Below are 18,868 nucleotides of genomic sequence, written 5' to 3'. Positions count from 1 at the left end.
CGATGCGCAGGGTCTGCCACACGCGGCTAGCCCCTACCCCCTCAGCCGAGATATCGGTGGCCAGGCAGAGCCCGCGCCAGGTCGCCTGTTCGTCCCTCACCTCGACCAGCATTCCAGGCTGCACCAGGCCCGGTACCCCATCATCCTTCTGGAACAGCGGGATACGGCGCGTCTCGATCGCCTGGTTGCCTCCCTTGGACAACTCGCAGATCCCGCGCGAGCGCGCCACCTCGGTGCTGGTCATCCAGTCCTCCATGACGTCGGGCGCCGACTCCTCGCCGGCGGTACCGGCGCGCCGCACCTGCACGCTGACGCCGTAGCTGGTACCGCTGACGTAGACGAAATTCCATGCCGGCTGGGGACTCCACTCGCTGCCCCACTCGGCGACGATGGCGGCCGGGATGATCCGGTCGGGAATCGCGGTGTCCCAGTACCAGGTCGCCTCACGATACCGCGGCAGGATCGTCACCGAGTCGTCCATCAGGCCCGGCCGCACGATGCCGCCGGCGACCTCGGCCAGCTTGACGATGACCTGCATCGGCGTCTGATCCTGGTAGCTGAAGGCGCCGGCCGGCAGCGTCCAGTCCGGCGGCCCCATGTTCTCGACGTCCCAGGACACTGAAAAGCCGGTGTACTGCAACTGGTCGTCGACAACCTGACGTGCGTTCAGCGGCGCCGTGTTCACCGCGCTGCGCTTCGGCGCATAGGGCGCGTCCAGCAGTTGGGTGCGGCTCGCGCCGCTGATGGTGTAGCGCTCGCTCGGATGCTTGCCGCTGCCGCTGTAACGCTCGACCAGAAACCGCCAGGTCCAGCCGTTGATCTCCAGTTCTACCGTCTTCGGCCCGTTGGCATCGGGCGCCGCCAGGTCCAGCGAGGTGCGACCGAACAGGTCAGCCGAGAACGACCAGGCGAACGAGTCGATATCCAGGCCGATGCGAATGCTGGTCGCATCCAGCGGCGTGCGACTCGGCAGCACCACCAGGGTGACCGTGTTTCCTATCATGTAGGTCTCCAGTATCTCGGGCTCGGCGGGTGGATCTATCGGTACCACCGGCCCCGGATAGTCGGGGTAGACAATGCCCGTCGGCACCGGATCGGTCGGCCGCCCCCATGCCCAGGGAATCCGCCGCAACGCATCGAAGCGGGCCGGACTGCCGTAGCTGCTGCGCGCCCCGGCGTCCACCGGCCGGATACCACGGACCGGCGCCACGTAGCGGAAATCGAAGAACACGACGGGCGTGTTCGCTGGGGTGTAGCGGGTCGGGCCGAAATTGAAGTCGAGCAGGGCGGTCGGGATGTAGAGACTGACACGCCTCTCCGAGAGCACATCGCGGAAGCGGTCGAACTCGGCCGAGCGCCGCCAGCCGGGCGGACGGCCGGCGTCCTTGGGCGACGGGCGCGGGTTGTAGATCAGCGACAGGCGCCGATCACGCGGACGCAGCGTCCGATCCCAGCCTAGCTCTCTCTCCACGTCCAGCACCCGGGTGCTGTCCCAAGCGCTGCCGGCGGTCGCGTTGCGCTGCTCGGCGTGCTCCCAGCCACTCCCCCAGCCCGCATCACGCACCGGTACACCGGACCAGCCACTGGCGCAACGCCGTGCCAGTGGTCGGCCAGAGCCCCACAGCCCGCCGCTACGCGCATCGGCAAGCACCAGGCGCTGCCAGCGCAGCGGGACGGCGCGCACGGAAAGCGGCGCCGCCCTCTGCCAGGGGGCGCCGAAACTCGCATTGATCATAGAGCCTCGACAGGAAAGGGCCCGTGGCTGAGCGGGCGGTAGTAACGCGTCGCCTGCAGACGGGCCGTGCCGACCTGGCGGCTGGGGTTGTCGCCCTCAATCGGCCACCACTCCGGCTCAGCCGCCGGCAGTACCCCGGCCTCGGTCACCTCGTAGAGCCAGCCAGAGAAGATCGTCGGACGCACGCGCTGGCCCAGGCTGACGGCGAGACGCGGCTCGAACACCGCGCCCCAGTCATCCAGCCCCATCGCGTAAGTGGTCCCGCCGGCCGTCACCTCCAGGGCGATCTCGGCGCGCCCGGACTCGGCCGTCTGCCCCACGCCGGCCACCCGCCATTCGCCATCGAGCTTGCGCTCGATGACCACCACCTGGCGCGCCGCAGCACCGCCGTCGACCGTGACGACCGCTCGCACCTTCGCTGGGTCGGTCGGATCTCGACCGCCCGAGCCTTCGGTCAGGTCATAGGACAGCAGGCGCGTATCGGCATCGAGGACCGGCCAGCGAATGATCCCCAGGCGCGGGTCGCCTTCGTCGGTGACCTGGATCACGAACTGTCCGCGCAGGCCCGATGCCTCGAAGCGCTGCACCGTCTCGCCCTCGTAGACCTGGAAAGACGCCGTCATTGCAGTCGCGGTGACAACCGCCCCGCGATACAGCGTGGCGATCTTGCGCGCCGAGGTCTCCTCCCCTTCACGGGTGACCTTCACGGCGAGGGTCTGGTAGATCGCCTGCCTGGCCCCCGACCAGGCGACCTCCACAGGCGGGCGCAGCGACTTCGGCCCAATGCCGAAGCGCTGCAGCCAGGTGCCGGGCCTGACCTGTACCGGCGGCACCACCTGCAGCATCAGCCCGCTCATGCTGGCCACCACGCCGGATCGACAGACAGGAACCAGAGCCCCCAACGGTCCATATCCACGTAATAGGTCTTGCCATCCATCTGCACCGCCTCCGCCACCGAGGTTGCGGCCAGGGGCAGGCCGAGCCGATCCAGCAGGTGCCCATGCCGGTAGTGGCCCAGGATCGGGTCGAAACACACACCCTTCAGGAGGCCGACGTAGTTCGCGCCGTTCGCCACATAGGGCTGCTGCATACGCCAATAGGGCGGATTCTCTCCCTCTGGCCTGTCGTAGTACATGCTCTGGTACTGCATCTGGTCCATCAGCGCCCCCAGGGCGGCGCCGCCACCCTGGATGATCTCCCCCGAGCGCTGGTCACGCAGTGAACTGAACCCACTCCCAAAGGACCGGTTGGTACTTCGGCTGGCTGAACTCTGATACCCCTGGGCGCCACCGACGGCGATGAATCCCTGGACGCCAGAGGCGCCACTAAAGCTCTCGTACTGCCCGACATAGAGGCCGAGGCTGTAGTCCTCGCTCGTATTCTCATAGCCCCTATCCGCCAGCATGCAAAAGACAAACGTCTCGGCATCCGCGCAGATCTGCCAATAGGTGGCGTAGTTCCAGTACATGTAGCCCAGATAGAGGATATGGGCATCATTGCTGGTGGGGTTGGTATCCGCCGACCACGTACGTGATCGCGTGTTGACCCCCTTTGGAAGCGGAGTGCTGATATCCAGCATGCCCTCATGTACAAAGATCCCGACGAAGTCCCGGTAGCTGCTACCGCTACTACTTGGCAAGTGCTGGCAGAACGTGATCTGTGCACAGTTGGACGCCGGAGCCAGGGTGATGGCAGTGTCGAACTCGCTTACCACGGTCCACCCTGCCGGTGGCTTGTTGCCGTAGCCATCGACCAGCGCCGCGCGCAGGTAGCTCTTGAGCTTCTGGAACGGCGTCACCGCCGACGGGAAGAGCGCCGGCGGTGCGCCGGCGTCCCGATAGCTGTACTGTCGAGCGGTCATCAATCCGCGTCTCCTCTGATCTGCAGGTGGAATTCATCGTCCTCGACGGTGCCCTTGCCGCTGAGTACCGTCCGCACGATCCACATCGGCCCCAGGCACGAGTCGGTGTTGAAGCGCACTGCGTTGCCGGCCGCCCAGCCACTGCCCCAGCCTTCCTTGCGGATGGTGAAGTACGGCGTGTTCGTCTCCGGGTTGATCGGCGCCGTGTCGGTGGTGGTAGTGCCGTTGGCGATGACCCCCAGCTTCTCCTCCACCACGCTGAAACTGGTCGAGGAGTTGAACACCAGCGCCCACTTCGCATCGATCGCACCGCGGTTGGCGATCAGCGGTGGATAGGCGAGGCTGTTGTAGTTGGCGGTGGTCCCGTCGCCCTTCGGCTCGTCGGTCCAGTTCGGCGAGCCGATATCCCAGGTCCGCTGGGTGAACCAGTGATGCAGCCGCGCCTGCAGGTCGCCCCAGCTCAGCGCACTGGACGCCAGCGTTTCGCCCGCCGGCAGATCCCAGGGCAGCGGCGAGGAGATTCCCAGCTCGCCGTTCACCTGAACCTCGGTGCAGAGGGTCATGTGCTCAACCCGGTCACGCACCACCAGCGGTAGGGTCAGCGGGTTGCCCTCGGCATCCTGTAGAACCAGCGGGTTCGCCCAGGTCACCCGGCCGCGCTCCAGATCGACGCTGTAGCCTGCCGAAGCCAGTTCCACCGCGTTGGCGTCCACCACCTTGATCTCGGCCTGCTGGTCGCGGCCGAGTTGCAGCACGCCGCCAGCTTGAGGACTCGGCACCGTGGTCTCGGCGGTATGGGCAACCACCATCACGTCACCCTCGCGGAACACTGGCACCCGCCCGTCCGCCGGCAGTCGCACCGGGTCCAGGCCCAGCAGGGTGGCGTCCAGCGGCAGCGAGGTGAAGACGACCGCGTTGTAGCGCAGCAGCAGCGGAATCACCGGGATATCGCTGGCCCCAGTGGTGTCCTCCAGATTGCTGGTGAAGCGCAGCCGGACGATGCCGGTCACGATATCGACGCTACCCTTGATCACCGCGCCATTGAGCTTACCGTTCGCGTCCGCCGTGGTGGTCACGATCTGCGCGGTATCCAGGCGAACCGCCGTCACCTGCAGGCTCGCAGAACGCAGCGGCGCCCCCGGCGTGCGGAAGGTCATGCTGGTGACGCTGAAGCCGGCGTTGGTGGTCAGGCAGGCCAGCAGCGTGACCGTCGGAGCCGCCCCCGAGCCATAGGTATTCAGCGTCGCGGTACGGCCGGCGTAGTCCACCGAGCCGACGGCGATGCCGGCGTTGGTGCTGCTGTTGATGTTCTTGTAGAGCACACCGGAGCGATCGACGTAGACCTCGCCGGCCCAGGTGAACACCAGCGAGCCCGGCAGGATCGGCTCGGCCACACCAGGCAACAGGTCCAGGGTCACCGGAGCGACGGTCTGCGAATCGGTCTGCTCGCCGTACTCGACGCCGCGGCTCTGCGCGCGCACGCTCAGCGTGCCGCCGAACCCCTCCAGCAACGTGGTATCGGTGGCCACCAGACGCAGCTTCTTCATGCCGAAGTTGTCGACCGTGTCGGTGTAGTAGGTGTACTCCTTGAACACGTAGTTGCCGGCCACCTTCAGGCTGAACTCGCCGGTCTCGTAGTTGATCGTCCCGGCGCGCCCGGCCCAGCCGCCGGCGGCGTCGTCGGTCACCGAGTTGTCCACGGTGATCTCCGATTCGAAGATCGGCAGCGCCCCGGTGCCCATGTCAGCACCGAGGGTCGGTGCCGCCTGGCGACGCTTGGTGATCCACGATAGGCGCACGCTGCCCGCCTTGAGCGGCGCCCCGGGCAGCGTGCCGATGCACATGCCGGTGCTGTCGGAGGTCACCGCCAACGGGCTGTCGGTCACGCTGCCCTGCTGGTAGGTATGCACGATCCCACTCCCGGCATCCGGGGTGGCGCTCAATTCCATGCTGACCTTGCCGTCGGCATAGTTGATCTGGCCGCTGCCACCGGTACCGCTGAGCGAGCCGTTGCCGCTATCGAGCACAGTGCGCTCTACCCCGCCGACCTTGAACGTCGCCTTGTAGGAGCCGGGCAACAGCCCCTGGTGCGGCAACGTCCGGTTGATCCGCGCGCGCGCCTGCACGCTGGTGCCGGTGCGCTGGGTCAGCGCCGCATCGTTCTGCCCGACGTAGGCGTAGATCAGCGAACTCCCCACGTCCGGCAGCGCGCTCAGGGTGATGGATACCGAGCCGGTCGCGAAGTCCACCGTGCCGGTGCCTTCCCCGGCCAATTCGCCGTTGCCCTGGTCGCGGATCTCCTGCCATTTGCCCAGGGCGAGGAACGAGACCACCAGGGTGCCCGGCTGGGGCGGCGCTTCGGACAGCGACAGGGTGTAGACGAAGCCGCGGTTGCCCAGTTCGATAGGGATCTCCCCGGTCACCGCTTCGCCCGTCGCCGCCGCGGCAGGCTGGTAGGTGGCGCTCGCTGTCCCGCTCCAGCCGCTGCCGGAGGCCGCCATCTCGATTGCGCCGCTCTCGTAGTCGACGGTACCGCTGGCAATCCAGTTCGAACCGCTGATGTAGCGCAGGCCGCCCTTGCGGTCGTCGGCGAACACACCGCCGCCGGCGCTCAGCGACAGCGAACCCGGCGCGCAGCCGGTGCCGAGGAACGTCCGCGACCTGCCGCTGCCTATGTTCGCGACATTCAGGTTGACCGTCCGCGCCGGCCCGGCCGCAGCGAACAGGCGCCGCTGGTAGCCGGCCAGTTGGTCGACCAGCGCGTTCTCCCGGGTGGTGCTGGGCACCAGCTGGGAATAGACCGACTTGACCCGCAGGCTCAGCGCGCCGCGGCTGACAGCCTCGGCCAGGGGGCTGATGCCGTAGTACCGCGCGGCATCGGCGACCTGGGTGCTGAGCACCTGGCTTTTCGGGCTGGTGGTACCGCCTGGAGTCACCTGGCCGCCGGGGAAGGTCGCGCCCAGTGGTGCGCTGATCGACAGGTCCAGCCGGCGCCGGGTGAAGTTCACGAAGTTGCCGTTGCCGTAGTCGTGGGCGAACTGTTCGAGCCGCGCCTCGACGTCGGTGATGCGGACATACTGCGAGCGCGACTCGAACACCAACTGATAGACCTCGCCAATCTCGGGTAGCCGCTGTTCTTCGCGCTGCACGCAAGCGATGGCGCGCTGGCCCTGCAACTGGTTGCCCAGCAGTTCGAACGAGGCAGACACGGCCGGCACCACGAAGGACTCGATGGCGTTGCGCGCGTCGCGGCGCTCATCGGTCTGGCTGCCGGTGTTGAACAGCAGCACCGAGACACGCGGATCGGCCGGCGCCCGCGTGACGATGGCATGAGCGCCCAGGTACGGCTCGGCGCTATTCGAGCTGATGCCGGCGAAGGCCTTGCGCAGGTTGATCCGGCCGATGGTCCGGTCCAGGCGCGAGATATCGGGAAACAGGTTGTTGATCTCGCGATCCACCACGGCTTGCCCGGTGGCACGGCCGCCGCCGTCGTCCTCATCGGTGAGGCGCTGGGATTTCAGCAGCTTTACATCATCGACGGTGATCGTCATGGAACACTCCAGCCAGAAAAGAAAACCCCGCCGAGGCGGGGTGTGGGATCAAGGGACGGGGGTGGGCGGCGCTGGGGGCGGCGCTACGGTGAGCAGTCGCAACGTCACCAGGTAGTCGGCGTCCGGACCGGGGTTGACCTCGCGGAACAGCGGTTCGGCTTCCAGCGGCGCCCCGTCGGCGCGGTTGAAGATCACCGAGAATTCGCGGCCGTCTGGCAGCACCAGCGCCATGACCCGCAGGCGCTGGTCGCGCAGCACCTCCAACTGCCGCACGACCCACAGCGGCGTCCATACCCCTCCCCCGGAACGCAGTGTGATCGGGCGTCCATGCAGCTTGGTGCCTTCCTGCACCAGCAGCGCGCCGGTCAGGGAGCGTTCCTGCTCTTGTGCCACCGCATCCCAGGTGAACTCGTCCACCCACTCGAACTGGTCGCCCAGTTCCACCGCATCGAGCCTCATCGGCCGGTCCTCATGCTGGCCTGCTCGAGCACGCCGAGCAGGTTGGTTTCGTCCTGTTCGCTGGCCACCGCCACGTCAACGGCTCCCCGCGGCGTCTCGAAACGAACGACCCGGGGCGGAGGACTCGACACCGGCGACGAGGCAGGGGGCGCCGCCGCGGCCTTGGCGGCGCTCTGCTCGTCCACCCGCTTCTGCTGCTCCTCTCGCTGCCGCTTGGCATCCGTCTCGGCCTGGATCTGCTGCAGGGTGGCCAGCGCCGTCATCAGGTTCTGCACCGCGTTCATGTCGCCGCTGCCCTGGGCCTCGGCCAGTTGCTGCTGCAACTCGGCGCGGCGGCTGTTGAACCGGCTGCGATCCACGGCTTCCTGCTCGCCGCGCAGCCCCGCCAGTTCCTCGCGCAGGCTGACCAGCGTCGACTTCGAGCCTTCCTTGAGCTGCTGGATCTTCTGATTGGCCGCCTCGATTGCGCTCTCCAGTTGCCGCATGTCCGAATCGTTCAGCAGGCTGAGGCCATTTCGAGCGCCCTTGGCCGCCGACACGAAGTCGCCCAGCTTCATGGTCCCGCGCTCGTAGTCGTCCATCAGGCTCTGCAGGCTGCGCTTCTGCTCCAGGTACGCCGCCTGGATCTCCAGGCTGGCTCGCTGGGTATCCATCGCCCAGCGCCCGAAACCGCTCATGCCCACACCCGACTCGGCCTTGATCCGGGCCAGTTGCTCGCTGACCTTGGCCAGCGAGCGCGACGTGGCGTCCAGGCTGCTGGTGTCGATGCTGAGATCGACGGTGGAGATCCCACGCATCGCGTCGAAGGCGTTCAGCGCTTCCTGGCTCAACTGCGCAACGCCCTGCCGCGCGGTGCTCAACACCCCACCGAAGAACCCTTCGAAGGCGCCCATGTCGTCCTTCGTCGACGCTACTCCCTTGCGGGTCGCCTCCATCGATTCGCCAATGGCCTTGCGCTGGTCCGAGAGCGATTTGGCCGCCTTGTCCGAGGACTCCGCGACCGCCTGCATACCCTTGGCGCCCTCCTCGCCGGCCGCCTTCAGTTCCTTGATCTTGGCGGACAGCTTGGTCTGCTCCTGGTTGAACTCCCGCGCGCTGATCGTGCCGTCGTTGTACAGCCGGCCGAGCGCCGTCCGGATGTTCTGGATATCGACCGTGGTCTTCGCGCTGCTGATCGCGTCTTGGACCTGCTTCAGGTTCTCCAGGCCGGTGCTGAGGTCAGACACCCCCAGGGCGGCGCCGCTGGCGGTCGACTTCAGTTCGGTCAGCTTCGCGTTGAGGACACCGGCGCCGTTCGCATACTCCTGCTGGCTCAGCGTGCCGGCCTGGTAGGCCTTGAGCATTTCCCCCTGCAGGGCGGTCAGTTGCTCGGTGGTCTTGGCCGCGCTGATCTGGTCCAGGGCATTCTGCAGGCTGGTCACCGCCTGCACCGACTCGGCGGCCGCGTTCTTCGCACCCGCCTTCAGGTCGGTGAAGGTGTCGGTGATCGCCTGGCTCTGCTGCTGTGCGGCGGAGGCGATAGCCGTGGTGCTGGTGTCCCAGGCATCCGCGATATCCTGCGCGTCCTGCTGGATCTGCTGGCGGAAACCCCCGCTCATGCTGCTGAGCAAGTCGTGGACGCCGGCGACGGAACTGCGGATGCGCTCCCCACCCAGCGCCGCCGGGATCTTCTCCGCCACCTTCTCGATGCCGGCGACCATCAGCGACATGGTACCGGTCCAGGCCAGGGCGATAGCGCTGATGCCCGAGGTGACGCCGTTGAACAACGTCCGGAACGGCGCGATGAACAGTTGCACCCGCGAGGCCATGTCGTCCAGCTGGGTGCTGAAGCTGCTAAGCCAGGCCGAGGTCTTGTCGATCAGGGTGCCGAAATCGACGTCGGCCAGGCGCTTGATGAAGCGCTCGACCCATTCCGAGCCCTGGACGAAGGCATCCGACAGCCCCTTGGCCAGCGTGTCGAGGCGCCCGTCCTGGTCCATCTGCGCGATGGTATCGCCCAGTTCCTTCAGCTTGTTCTTGACGTGGTCCAGCGCGCCGGCGTTGGCAATGCGGTTGAGAAATTCGGCCGCAGTGTCGCCGAGGTTGCTGACCAGACCGGTCAGGGTGCTCATGGCCTTCGCAGCGGCCCCTTCGGAGCTGCGCCCCATTTCGTCGACCAGCGCCTTGATGACGTCCCGGCCAAGCTTGCCCTTACTCGCCAGATCCTGCAGCTGCGCGGCATTCTTGCCGGTGACCTTGGCCAGCATGTCCCACGCCGGCACGCCACGCTCGACCAGTTGCAGGATCTCCTCGGTCTGCAGCTTCTGCTTCGCCCAGGCCTGGCCGACTGCCGTCGTGATGCCCTCCAGGCGCTCCATGCCGCCGCCCAGCTTCTCCGACTGGTCCTCGATCGCTTTCAGCGCCCCGTCCATAGGGTCCAGGCCGTAGGCCTTCAGCAGCGCGAAGGCGTCGGTGACGTCGCCCAACTGAAGCGGCGTGTCCTTGGCAAAGGTCTTGATCCAGGCGGTTGCCCGCTCACCCTCGGCAACCGAGCCCATCAGCGACGTAAGCCGGTTCTGCAGGTTCTCGAACTGGTCGCCGGTGGTCAGCATCGAGACGATGCCATCACGCACCAGGCCGATTCCTCTGCGCACCAGGTTCAGCGCCGCCTGGATGCCGACGAAGGCCGCGGCGTAAGCGGCTGCCTGGCGAACGCCGGACGACATGGCCTCGCGCAGCGCCGTCACGCGCGAGGTGTGGCCAGCCGCCTCCCGCGCCGCTCGCATCTGCGCACGTTCCAGCTCGCGGATCTCGCGGCTGTTCTGCGCGATGCTCTCGCGGGTGTTGTCGACCACCGACGCCAGCCGCCGCTCCTCGTTGGCAAGCTGCCCGGTATCCACGCCCGCCGCCCGCGCCGCACGTTGCTGCTCAGCGTGCCGAGCGGTCAGTTGGTCAAGGGTCCGACGCAGACCCGCTGCGTCCCGCTCCGCGATCTGCAGGGACACGGCCAGGCCCCGGCTCCCGGGGTTGCGGTCCAACGCCTCGCGCAGGTCCGCAATGGTACGGTCCACCCGCTGCACCGACGTCTGCGTCTGCGCAATGGCGCGCTCGGTAGTTCCGAGCGCGGTCACCAGGCCGCGGGCCCCCTTCGCATCGTCCAACTGCCGGTTCAGGTTCGCCGCTGTGGTGCGCAGCCCTTCCAGCGCCTCGGTCGACTGCTGGGCGGCGGGCGACAGTTCGTCCCGGCCGCGAAGAACGAACTGGATCAGGCGCTGCATTGGGTTCGCCATGGCAATCCTCTGGCAAAAAAAACCCGCCAAATGGCGGGCATATATATAACTTCTACAAGAGAGCTCAGGGAATAGAATACTTTTCCTTGAGCATTTTCAAACGTGCGGTTTCATGCTCACTTAGCCCTTGAGAGTCGTACAAAACCTTATTATCAGCGCCGTCTATACGCACCACATCCACGGTAAACAGTGCATCCTCTGGAGCATCAACCTTGCCCCACTCACTAAACATATTGGGAGCAAGCGACCAATCTGCACTTTCACCAGGCTCCAAGCCACCTCGAATCTGGTAGTTGAAGTCTTCAACCAACCATGGGACCGAACGCCCGGGGCTAGCAATCGTTCCTTTGAAGTATGCACGAGAAACAGGCTTTTCCGTTCCATTGTGTACCGACAGCTGAATCACTGGCTCTTTGCCAAAGCTATACTCCTGATCTCGCAGGAAAAACCGAGAACGCGTAACAGTAAACTTCGCTAGTTCACCTTTAGCCTGCTCTGCGCTACTTCGCTTAGCTTCCAGTTCCCTGATCTCAGCTAACGCCTGCTCTTTTTCACGAGCCTCTCGAGCTGCTTTGATAGCCTCGGCTTGAGTGATCAGCTCATCAGCCGTCTTTCCGCTCAGGGATGCCATGGCATTACCTGCGATATCTTCCGCAGTTACGTCACCCTTCATGACTGCTTTAAAATCTAGCCCTTGAAAAACAACTAGAGTTAAGGCCTCTTGGAACTTCGTTCGTTTCTCTGGTGAAAGCTGCTCGGTAATTTTCTGAATAGAGGCTTTCATCGCCTCATCACTGGAACCGTCCAGCTTCGGCTCTCCGCAGCCAGCCAGAGCAACTGCAACACAAAGTACTGCAAGTCGGTAAATTCGCATGGATTCCCTCCCAAGGGTGTTAGGCAAGAGAGGGAATCTACCCCGATAGTGGCACCATGCCAACCTGGTTAGGCAGCCAGATCCATCTGGCAGAACTTGGAAATGTCGGTCGCGGTCACGCGCGAATCTGCGAGCAGTTCCGCCGGGCCGGTGAGCTTGGCGTATTCCTGGCCCAGCACCGCCAGCTCCTGCAGGAGGCCGAACTTGACGCGGCGAGGACGCAGCGCGAACGGCTCGCCCGACTGCGCGTCGTTCAGGCCAGCGATGAACAGTTCCAGCTCCTTCTGCGAGCCGTTGAGCATATGCACCGCCCGGCTCGGGCGCGGCGTGTAGCTGACCTTGATGCCGGTTGCATCGATCTTGCCGCCGCTCAGCACCTGGATGCCGTGGGGTACCAGCAGGTAGTCCGTGCCCGGGGCCACCTCGACGTCCCCCGCGGTCTTCACCGTCACGGGCTTGGTCAGGTCCGGCAGGTACTTGAACGGGATCAACTCCAGCGCAACCCCCTGAGAGGTATGCGCCTCGTCGGTGATCGCGGCGGTAGGCGCCACCTGGATGGTGGAGCGCGTCACCAGGGCGACATTCTCGGCGGTCAGGTCGAACATTCCGATGGAGGACGTCACGTCGGTGACGCGCTCGCGGACGTTGCTGTTGCCGCCGCCTCCCATGTAGTTGGGCAGCGTCTTGCGGTCGGTGGCGAAGCTGATATTGAAGGTGTCGCAGTTGCCGAGCGGCAGGAACGGTTCCTGCGACCCGTACAGGCGGGCATGGATGATGCCCTCGCCGATGAACGAGCGGTCGATGGTCTGGAGCATGGGGCTCTCCTGATGGGTTCGGGTGGGTTACTTCTGGTCGCCGCCGGCCGGTTCGGCCAAGGCTGCCGGAATCGGCGCTTTGGCCTTGGCCTCGGTGGCGTAGCCCTTGCCCAGGGCATAGGCAGCTACGGCGGCGGTAACGCTGATGGCGCCCTTCGACGCCGGGTAGTGGGTCGCGTCCAGCCCCTCGCGGTAGTTGAACGGCCTGGTAACGATGATCTTGGGCATGGAGCCCTCCGGAAATGAAGAGGCCGCCCGGAGGCGGCCTGGTGGATGGGTTACAACTGCTGCGAGTAGCTGACCTGCAGAGGGATGGCTCGATAGGCCCAGCGCCGGCCGGGCTCGGGCAGGCGCACAGCGGATGCCGGAAAATCGACACGCACCAGGCCGGGCACCGTCAGCCCGGCCTTGTGGCCCTTGAGCACCCGCTTGATCGCCAGGCGCGCCTCGCGCAACGCCTGGACAGCGTCCCTGCCGCGCGCCATCGGGACGATGTTCACGGTCCACTCCTCCACGACACTGCCCGGCGACCGGTCTCGTTCCACGGTGTCCCCTTCCTGCAGGATGATCAGCCGTTCGGGCTCGTCGCTGTCCTCGGCGTCGAGCACCCCGGCCACCCAGTCCTCACGGACGGCGTCGCCGAACGCCGGTACCACGGCCAGCAGGTCCAGCAGTTGGCCGATGACCGCGGTCTGTACATCGATCACGTCGCTCATTCGGGCACCACGTAGAAAGTGATCCAGTCGCCGTCGTCGGCATGGATGCCGTCGATGCGCCAGACCTGGCCATCGGAATCGAGGAACGCCCCCTTTCGATCAAGGGGCTGCAACACGGCCTTGCGGCACGCAATGGTCCGGTACCGATCCAGGGCGCCGGCCTCCATGCGCTCAACACCTTCCTCAACGATCACCGCAGCATTGCCGACCTGCCGGCCAGAGCGGTCCAGGTAGCCAAACTCACCATCGCCGAGGACGTCGGCGATGATCTCGTCCATGTCGGCGACCAATTGGACAAAGCCAGCCACTACTTCACCAACTTGATGACTGCGCGAGGGCGGGTGCAAATATGCAGAGGGTTCGACTGCGCTTCGCCAGCCACGCCCTTGTTGAACGGCATGACCTCCTGCTTGGCGTAATACGGCAGGCCCAGGGTGTTGACGGTCTCCATGTAGTTGGCCGGCGCGAAGATGCTCAGGAACAGCTCCGGCACTCCGATAGGCACAAGCCGTGCCTCATCATCTGGGATGAAGGAGCGACCGCCCACCTTGCCGCGGTAGCGCTCCCAGATCACGCCGCCAAACTCGAACTCCTCGCGTGCATCACCGCGCAGTTGGGAGGCCTGCATGGTGTTGAGGTAGGTCTCCTCCACCGACTTGTGGGTGATCAGCGCATTCCAGAAGTTCTTCCCACAAAGCGCGCGCGAGCCGCTGCTGGGGATGTTGCCCAGGGCATCCTCCTGCGCGTCCAGTGCTTCGCCGGCCTTCAGGCGTACCTTGGTGGTCGCGCTACCTAGCTCCATCTGAACGACCTGAGCACTGATACCGAAGCGGTCGTAGAGGTCGAGCAATACAGTGCTGCCGTCGGCATCGAGGATGGTACCGAGCACCGCGCCCATCCGCTGGTGCTCGTGAGTGGCGTCGAGCTGGCGACGCATCTTGCCCAGGCGCTTGTTCACCACGTCCTGCACAGCCTGCAATTCGGTTTGCTCGCCAAAGGCGCGAATGCCTTGGATCTCGTCGGCCAGGATGGTGAAGGTCTGTGGCAAGTGCACATTGTTGAACGGAATCAGCACGCGCTTGCTGCCAGTGACAACCAGGCCTGGCGCGCCGCGATCGGCGGCCGGCACCAAGTGTAGGGTGTCTCCGTCCTTCTCGATCTGCTGGGTGATGGTGGTGCTGCCCTCTTCCTCGAAGAGTCCCAGAGCCGCCAGACGGCCAGGCACCTCGGGGGCTTCGTTGATCGCAGCGGTGAGGGACGAGACGCTGAACGCCTCGTCTTCGAAGACGTTGATGTCAGCCATTGTTTACTCCATAGAAAATGAAAAGCCCCGCGGGTGCGGGGCTTCGGGAGGACTCAAAGGGGCCGGTCAGTACGGCGTACCGGTGCGGACAATGAGGTTGCGGGCCTTGAGGTCGCCACGGGCAGCGTCGTTCAAACCAGTCAGCGCCACATCGATCACCTCGGCCAGACGAGCAATCACGGTCACCGCCTGGGGATCGGGCGAGGCCGGCTTGGGCGCATACAGGATCGCCACCGCCACCTCGGTGCCATCTGTGGCCGCATCGTCGTAGGGCGCGTATTGGCCCGACGCCGTGACGATACCCAGCACCTGGCCGGCTGGCAGGGCCTTCGCGGTAGCGGCCAGGGTCACCTGTTCGCGGGAAATGGAACCGGCCCCCTCCGAGAGGAGGAACTCACCGGCGTGAAAGCCTTCGGTTTTGGTCATCATGCTTCTCCTTTCGAAGCCTTGGGTTTAGCGGTTTGGGCAGCCCGACGCGCGGCGTACACCTTCGACGGCGTCGCAGCCCTGGCCTTGCTGGGGGGCGTCGGATCATCCTCGAGCGGCGGGGTGTTGATGATTTCGCCGAAGCCGTTGCCAGCCAGCTTGTCGAACAGCCTGGCGCGTACGGCGTCTGGTTCGAGGCCAGCTTTCACATAGTCGGCGGCAAGTTCCGGCAAGCGCGCACTGACGCACAGATCGCGGACCGCCTTGGCCCGGGAGACCGCTGCATCAATGCTTGCCTCGTCTTTCAGGTTTCCTGCCAAGGTCAGAGCCTCCACGAGGTTACGGATACCGGCCTCCGAGCAGCTACGGATAATCCGTGCTGCCAGGGCGGCGGCAGTGGGCTGGGTTACAGGGGGTTCGGGATCAGGTTCAAGAACAGGGTCCTCTGTCGGTGCAGGTGTATCGCTCAGCGGCGGCTTATCGAGTTGAGCAAGCAGCGTCTGGGGAGTATTGCGGTATTTGCGCAACGCACCGCCATCGCCCACCACCGCCTTCACAGCCACCCCGTCCAGCACCTCGTCGCAGAAACCAAGCGTCGTGGCTTCACTCGCCGTCAGCCAAGTCTCGTCCTTGATCATCTGCCGGAGCTCACCATCGTCGATCTCGGGCGCCTTGCGCTTGTAGGAGGCGACGATGGCTTCCAGCGTCTGGTCCAGCACCTCGGCCACCTTGCGCAGATCGTCGGCATCGCCGCCGGCCCAGGTCCAGGGGTTGTGGATCATCAGCATGGAATTGGAAGCCATCTCCAACCGATGCGCGCCGCAGGCCGCCACGCTTGCCGCACTCGCCGCCAGTGCATCGATGCGGGCGGTACAGCGCTCGCCCAGGCGGTTGAGCACGTTGTGGATCGCCAGTCCGTCGAATAGGTCGCCACCAATAGAGTTGAAAGCCACCAGCACTGGCGAAGAACCATCGTCGACGGCCTTCAGGTCCTGGATAAACTGGTTGGCCGTGATCCCCCAAGTACCAATCTCACCGTAGATGTAGACCTCGATGGCCTGGTCCGGCTCACCCTCGGCTGCAGCCTTGATGCGGTACCAGGTCTCGTCCTGGGGCGCCGGTACATCCGGGACCTTGTTGAAAATGTGCAGGCCGAGTGCAAGCGCCTGCGCACGAAGCGCTGATTGTTCGGTCATGGTGTTTCCTCATCGGCGGGATCCGGCGACCCCGGAGCCGTTGTGTAGTTGAGACCAAGCTCGTGGGCACGTGTCTGGTCTGCCGCGTTTTCTTCGTCGATGGTTTCTGCGTCGTAGCCCTTGCGCAGCACTACCTCGCTACGCGAGACCAACCCCGCCTGGATCTCCAGTACCTTGCCCTGTACGTCCTGCACTGGGTGGATGTACTCCCACCCCTGAGGCACCCAGCGAGTTCGCAAATACTCGCGCCGTCGGCGTGCGTAGTCGGGTAGATCCAAGGCACCGGATAAGTACGCCATGTCCATCCACGCCGCCCTCACCGGTCGGCAAAGCTGGTGGATGTAGACGCTGAACTGAAGCTGTTCCAGGCGCCGGCGAAACTCGTTGAGCACCACCCGGATCACCCGGTCATTGACGTTTCTCAAGTCCCCGGTGAACAGCTCATAGGGCACTCCAACGCCCATGGCCGCGGCCTGCAGTTGCTGCCGCATGAAGTCCGGGTAGTTGTTGCCGGCCTCCGGCGGCTTGGAGAACTCCACTTGCTCGCCTGGCAGCAACTCCTGCATGGTGCCCGGCTCCAATCCCACCATCGGCGTGAAGCCGTCACCGTCCATACGCACCGGTCCACCGTTGATGGGATCGATGGGAGGCAAGTCGCCTGGGCTCGGCCGAGTAATGAATCCGGCGAACAGATTGGCTACCTCCTGGCGGAACAGCACCGCATCGTCGAAGTTGTCCAACGAGCGCAGCCGCAGTAGAACCCGAGACAGTCGGGGAACCCCCCGCAACTGTCCTGCCTCCAACGGCTCGAAGACGTGTAGTACCTCGCTGGCCGGCACCCGCACCAGTTGGTTGTAGCCCGCCGCCATCACTGCGCTGTCGCCGGGGTGACGCCGATACATCCAGTACGCCACCCGCTTGCCCAGGGCGTTGAACTCAATGCCGGCCCGGATCAAATTACCGTTGCGTGCCACCTCGTTCTTCTCGAGCGGAACGAACTCGGCAGGCAGCAATTGCAACTGCAACGGCACGGCTAGGTCGTCCTCCAGCCGCCTCGGGCGCAGACGAATAAAGCACTCGCCGCTCTCCTCGACCATTCGCGCCGCCAGTGCCTGCTGTCCATAGAAGTCGGTCCGCTCGTCGGCATCCGACTCGTCGGTCCAGTCCAGCCAGAGCTCCAGCAACAACCGCCGCAGCGCCTTGTCCTGAATCGTCGGCATTGGCACGATGCCGGAACCAATGAGGTTGCTCACCCGTGTGTCGATCGCACCACCCGCATAGGGGTCGTTGCGCGTCGCAGCTCGGGAGCGCTTGCGTAGCAGTGGCAGTGCAGGGAGCGACAAGGTATTGATCGAGCCCGGCGGCGCATCCCAGTTCTGCGCGCGGCGGCCTGTTCCGGCACCGTCATAGCTGTTCTTAATCCGGTCTGGAAGCATGAAGCCCGCCCGGGTCAGATGAGGATACCTGGCCATCACACCCCCTTCCCGGCAGGGTACAGCCGACACACCCGGGAGCGCCGACCACTGAGCGCCGACTCCTGTCCCGCATCTGCCACGTACTGGCTTTCCAGCATCCGCAGACTCGCCAACTGCGCGCGCTCAAGCTTGCGACCATCCTTGGTGATGGTCTGCCCCTTGGTGAGAATGTCATGGATGGCCGCGCGCACATCCGCCAACCGTTGCTGCGCTTCGGTCATATCCGCCTCGCGTGGTTATCGACGTTGTTTCAGATAGCCGCTGCCGGAGCTGCGGCGTTTGGTGGTCGGGACCGATGGTGCAGTGGAAGTGGTGGGCGGCGTATCGAGGACCAGGCCGAAGCGCTGCTGGGCGACTCGCAGCATTGCCAGAGCGCCGACGGCGCAGTCCAGTGCCTCGTTCCGGCGCCCCTTCGCGTCCCAGCGATACACGCGCTGGCCCTTCTCGATCTTCATCACCTTGGTTTCGGCAGTGAGCTGCTTCAGTTCGCTCTCGTCGCAGATCGCGTCGCTGGCTGGCAGATGCATCACGCCGGGGAGAACCTTGCCTGGCTCGGGCTGAAGCTTCAGACGGCTGTAGATCAGCTCCTTGGCGTTGTCCGTACCGATCATCGTCAGGTAGACGCCAGCCTTGTTCTTGTTGTTGGGGAACATTGCAATGGGCTTGCCGTAGACGTTGTGCCCCTTGGTCGGGATGACCCACAACAGGCCGTGCTTCTTGCTCTCCTCGTACACCTCGTCGGTGTAGTGACCGCCGGAGTCCCATCCCCAGAGCGCAACGCGCATGCTCACACCGTCTTCACGCTGGTACTGCTGGTGGAGCTTGAGCCCGACCTTCCGGCGCAACTCGGCGCTAGCCGGGTCGCCCTGCAGAATCCAGCGGTCGACCAACCAACCTTCCTCGCCCGCGGCCCAGGCCCAGATGCGCGCCTCGTAGCGATCGTCCTGGGTGTCGATGAAGCCGGTCAGAGCGGCTACGCGCGCGGGCAGGTGCTGCCAGATCTCGCGCCGACCATAGAGGTTCTCCCACTCCAGCTTTTCGCCCTGGTCACCCTCCCAGGTTTCGCCCAAGGTGGTGTTGACGAAGGTGATCAGCTTCTCGCGGTCGCCCTTCACGTTCAGCCAGTCGCCGACCATGTCGAGCCAAGTGGTGAAGACGCTGTACGCGGTCCAGATGTGGAAAGTGACA

Annotated in this window: 17 protein-coding genes; all 17 read right to left on the bottom strand. The window is 65.1% G+C overall.

Annotation, left to right across the window (positions count from 1 at the left end; translation table 11 throughout):
- Window positions 1–1,735 (bottom strand): hypothetical protein (locus HMPREF2886_RS03320; RefSeq protein ID WP_070746787.1); only part of this gene is annotated, 1,735 nt, incomplete at its 3' end.
- Window positions 1,732–2,592, bottom strand: coding sequence for a hypothetical protein (locus HMPREF2886_RS03315; RefSeq protein ID WP_023087706.1), 861 nt, complete (start codon window positions 2,590–2,592; stop codon window positions 1,732–1,734). The genes HMPREF2886_RS03315 and HMPREF2886_RS03320, both read right to left, overlap by 4 nt.
- Entirely contained in the window at window positions 2,589–3,596 is a 1,008-nt protein-coding gene (locus HMPREF2886_RS03310) for a hypothetical protein (protein ID WP_023087707.1), read from the bottom strand. Before HMPREF2886_RS03310 ends, HMPREF2886_RS03315 begins: the two co-directional genes overlap by 4 nt.
- Window positions 3,596–7,147, bottom strand: coding sequence for a hypothetical protein (locus tag HMPREF2886_RS03305; RefSeq protein ID WP_004353048.1), 3,552 nt, complete (start codon window positions 7,145–7,147; stop codon window positions 3,596–3,598). Before HMPREF2886_RS03305 ends, HMPREF2886_RS03310 begins: the two co-directional genes overlap by 1 nt.
- Window positions 7,148–7,195: 48 nt before the next feature.
- The gene (locus HMPREF2886_RS03300; RefSeq protein ID WP_031691146.1) at window positions 7,196–7,606 is read right to left on the bottom strand and encodes a hypothetical protein; all 411 of its coding nucleotides are present in this window, start codon (window positions 7,604–7,606) and stop codon (window positions 7,196–7,198) included.
- On the bottom strand, window positions 7,603–10,875 hold the full coding sequence (locus tag HMPREF2886_RS03295) for a tape measure protein (protein WP_224965645.1): 3,273 nt from the start codon (window positions 10,873–10,875) through the stop codon (window positions 7,603–7,605). Before HMPREF2886_RS03295 ends, HMPREF2886_RS03300 begins: the two co-directional genes overlap by 4 nt.
- Before the next feature lie 64 nt (window positions 10,876–10,939).
- Window positions 10,940–11,749, bottom strand: coding sequence for a DUF6694 family lipoprotein (locus tag HMPREF2886_RS32840; protein WP_071536095.1), 810 nt, complete (start codon window positions 11,747–11,749; stop codon window positions 10,940–10,942).
- Window positions 11,750–11,817: 68 nt separating this feature from the next.
- On the bottom strand, window positions 11,818–12,564 hold the full coding sequence (locus HMPREF2886_RS03290) for a phage tail tube protein (protein WP_023115497.1): 747 nt from the start codon (window positions 12,562–12,564) through the stop codon (window positions 11,818–11,820).
- A 27-nt stretch (window positions 12,565–12,591) separates the two neighbouring features.
- Complete coding sequence (locus tag HMPREF2886_RS03285) at window positions 12,592–12,792, bottom strand: hypothetical protein (protein WP_031691149.1); 201 nt, start codon at window positions 12,790–12,792, stop codon at window positions 12,592–12,594.
- Window positions 12,793–12,842: 50 nt separating this feature from the next.
- Entirely contained in the window at window positions 12,843–13,280 is a 438-nt protein-coding gene (locus HMPREF2886_RS03280; RefSeq protein ID WP_019682367.1) for a hypothetical protein, read from the bottom strand.
- Complete coding sequence (locus tag HMPREF2886_RS03275) at window positions 13,277–13,558, bottom strand: hypothetical protein (protein WP_023125698.1); 282 nt, start codon at window positions 13,556–13,558, stop codon at window positions 13,277–13,279. The genes HMPREF2886_RS03280 and HMPREF2886_RS03275 overlap by 4 nt, the downstream gene beginning before the upstream one ends.
- Before the next feature lie 29 nt (window positions 13,559–13,587).
- Window positions 13,588–14,583: a major capsid protein gene (locus HMPREF2886_RS03270; protein WP_014602838.1), complete on the bottom strand. Its 996-nt coding sequence runs from the start codon at window positions 14,581–14,583 to the stop codon at window positions 13,588–13,590.
- 66 nt (window positions 14,584–14,649) lie between these two features.
- Complete coding sequence (locus tag HMPREF2886_RS03265; RefSeq protein ID WP_014602837.1) at window positions 14,650–15,012, bottom strand: head decoration protein; 363 nt, start codon at window positions 15,010–15,012, stop codon at window positions 14,650–14,652.
- Window positions 15,009–16,205: a head maturation protease, ClpP-related gene (locus HMPREF2886_RS03260; protein ID WP_049950722.1), complete on the bottom strand. Its 1,197-nt coding sequence runs from the start codon at window positions 16,203–16,205 to the stop codon at window positions 15,009–15,011. Before HMPREF2886_RS03260 ends, HMPREF2886_RS03265 begins: the two co-directional genes overlap by 4 nt.
- Entirely contained in the window at window positions 16,202–17,677 is a 1,476-nt protein-coding gene (locus HMPREF2886_RS03255; RefSeq protein WP_031691150.1) for a phage portal protein, read from the bottom strand. Before HMPREF2886_RS03255 ends, HMPREF2886_RS03260 begins: the two co-directional genes overlap by 4 nt.
- Window positions 17,677–17,901 carry a gpW family head-tail joining protein gene (gene gpW / locus HMPREF2886_RS03250; RefSeq protein WP_015648941.1) on the bottom strand — a complete coding sequence of 75 codons (225 nt, stop codon included), beginning with the start codon at window positions 17,899–17,901 and terminating at the stop codon, window positions 17,677–17,679. Before gpW ends, HMPREF2886_RS03255 begins: the two co-directional genes overlap by 1 nt.
- A 15-nt stretch (window positions 17,902–17,916) precedes the next feature.
- Window positions 17,917–18,868, bottom strand: a 952-nt coding sequence (locus tag HMPREF2886_RS03245) for a terminase gpA endonuclease subunit (protein ID WP_177344220.1), incomplete at its 5' end; no start/stop codon positions are given.

Source organism: Pseudomonas sp. HMSC066A08, assembly GCF_001813025.1.
Lineage (GTDB): Bacteria > Pseudomonadota > Gammaproteobacteria > Pseudomonadales > Pseudomonadaceae > Pseudomonas > Pseudomonas aeruginosa.
Note: the sequence above shows the minus strand (reverse complement) of the source record. Positions and strands in the feature narration are given on the sequence as shown.

Coding starts and splice junctions, on each gene's coding strand:
- HMPREF2886_RS32840 (WP_071536095.1), bottom strand. CDS start 11,749: ATGCGAATTTACCGACTTGCAGTACTTTGTGTTGCAGTTGCTCTGGCT.
- gpW (WP_015648941.1), bottom strand. CDS start 17,901: ATGACCGAAGCGCAGCAACGGTTGGCGGATGTGCGCGCGGCCATCCAT.
- HMPREF2886_RS03280 (WP_019682367.1), bottom strand. CDS start 13,280: ATGAGCGACGTGATCGATGTACAGACCGCGGTCATCGGCCAACTGCTG.
- HMPREF2886_RS03275 (WP_023125698.1), bottom strand. CDS start 13,558: ATGGACGAGATCATCGCCGACGTCCTCGGCGATGGTGAGTTTGGCTAC.
- HMPREF2886_RS03315 (WP_023087706.1), bottom strand. CDS start 2,592: ATGAGCGGGCTGATGCTGCAGGTGGTGCCGCCGGTACAGGTCAGGCCC.
- HMPREF2886_RS03265 (WP_014602837.1), bottom strand. CDS start 15,012: ATGATGACCAAAACCGAAGGCTTTCACGCCGGTGAGTTCCTCCTCTCG.
- HMPREF2886_RS03260 (WP_049950722.1), bottom strand. CDS start 16,205: ATGACCGAACAATCAGCGCTTCGTGCGCAGGCGCTTGCACTCGGCCTG.
- HMPREF2886_RS03300 (WP_031691146.1), bottom strand. CDS start 7,606: ATGAGGCTCGATGCGGTGGAACTGGGCGACCAGTTCGAGTGGGTGGAC.
- HMPREF2886_RS03285 (WP_031691149.1), bottom strand. CDS start 12,792: ATGCCCAAGATCATCGTTACCAGGCCGTTCAACTACCGCGAGGGGCTG.
- HMPREF2886_RS03270 (WP_014602838.1), bottom strand. CDS start 14,583: ATGGCTGACATCAACGTCTTCGAAGACGAGGCGTTCAGCGTCTCGTCC.
- HMPREF2886_RS03305 (WP_004353048.1), bottom strand. CDS start 7,147: ATGACGATCACCGTCGATGATGTAAAGCTGCTGAAATCCCAGCGCCTC.
- HMPREF2886_RS03290 (WP_023115497.1), bottom strand. CDS start 12,564: ATGCTCCAGACCATCGACCGCTCGTTCATCGGCGAGGGCATCATCCAT.
- HMPREF2886_RS03310 (WP_023087707.1), bottom strand. CDS start 3,596: ATGACCGCTCGACAGTACAGCTATCGGGACGCCGGCGCACCGCCGGCG.
- HMPREF2886_RS03255 (WP_031691150.1), bottom strand. CDS start 17,677: ATGGCCAGGTATCCTCATCTGACCCGGGCGGGCTTCATGCTTCCAGAC.
- HMPREF2886_RS03295 (WP_224965645.1), bottom strand. CDS start 10,875: ATGGCGAACCCAATGCAGCGCCTGATCCAGTTCGTTCTTCGCGGCCGG.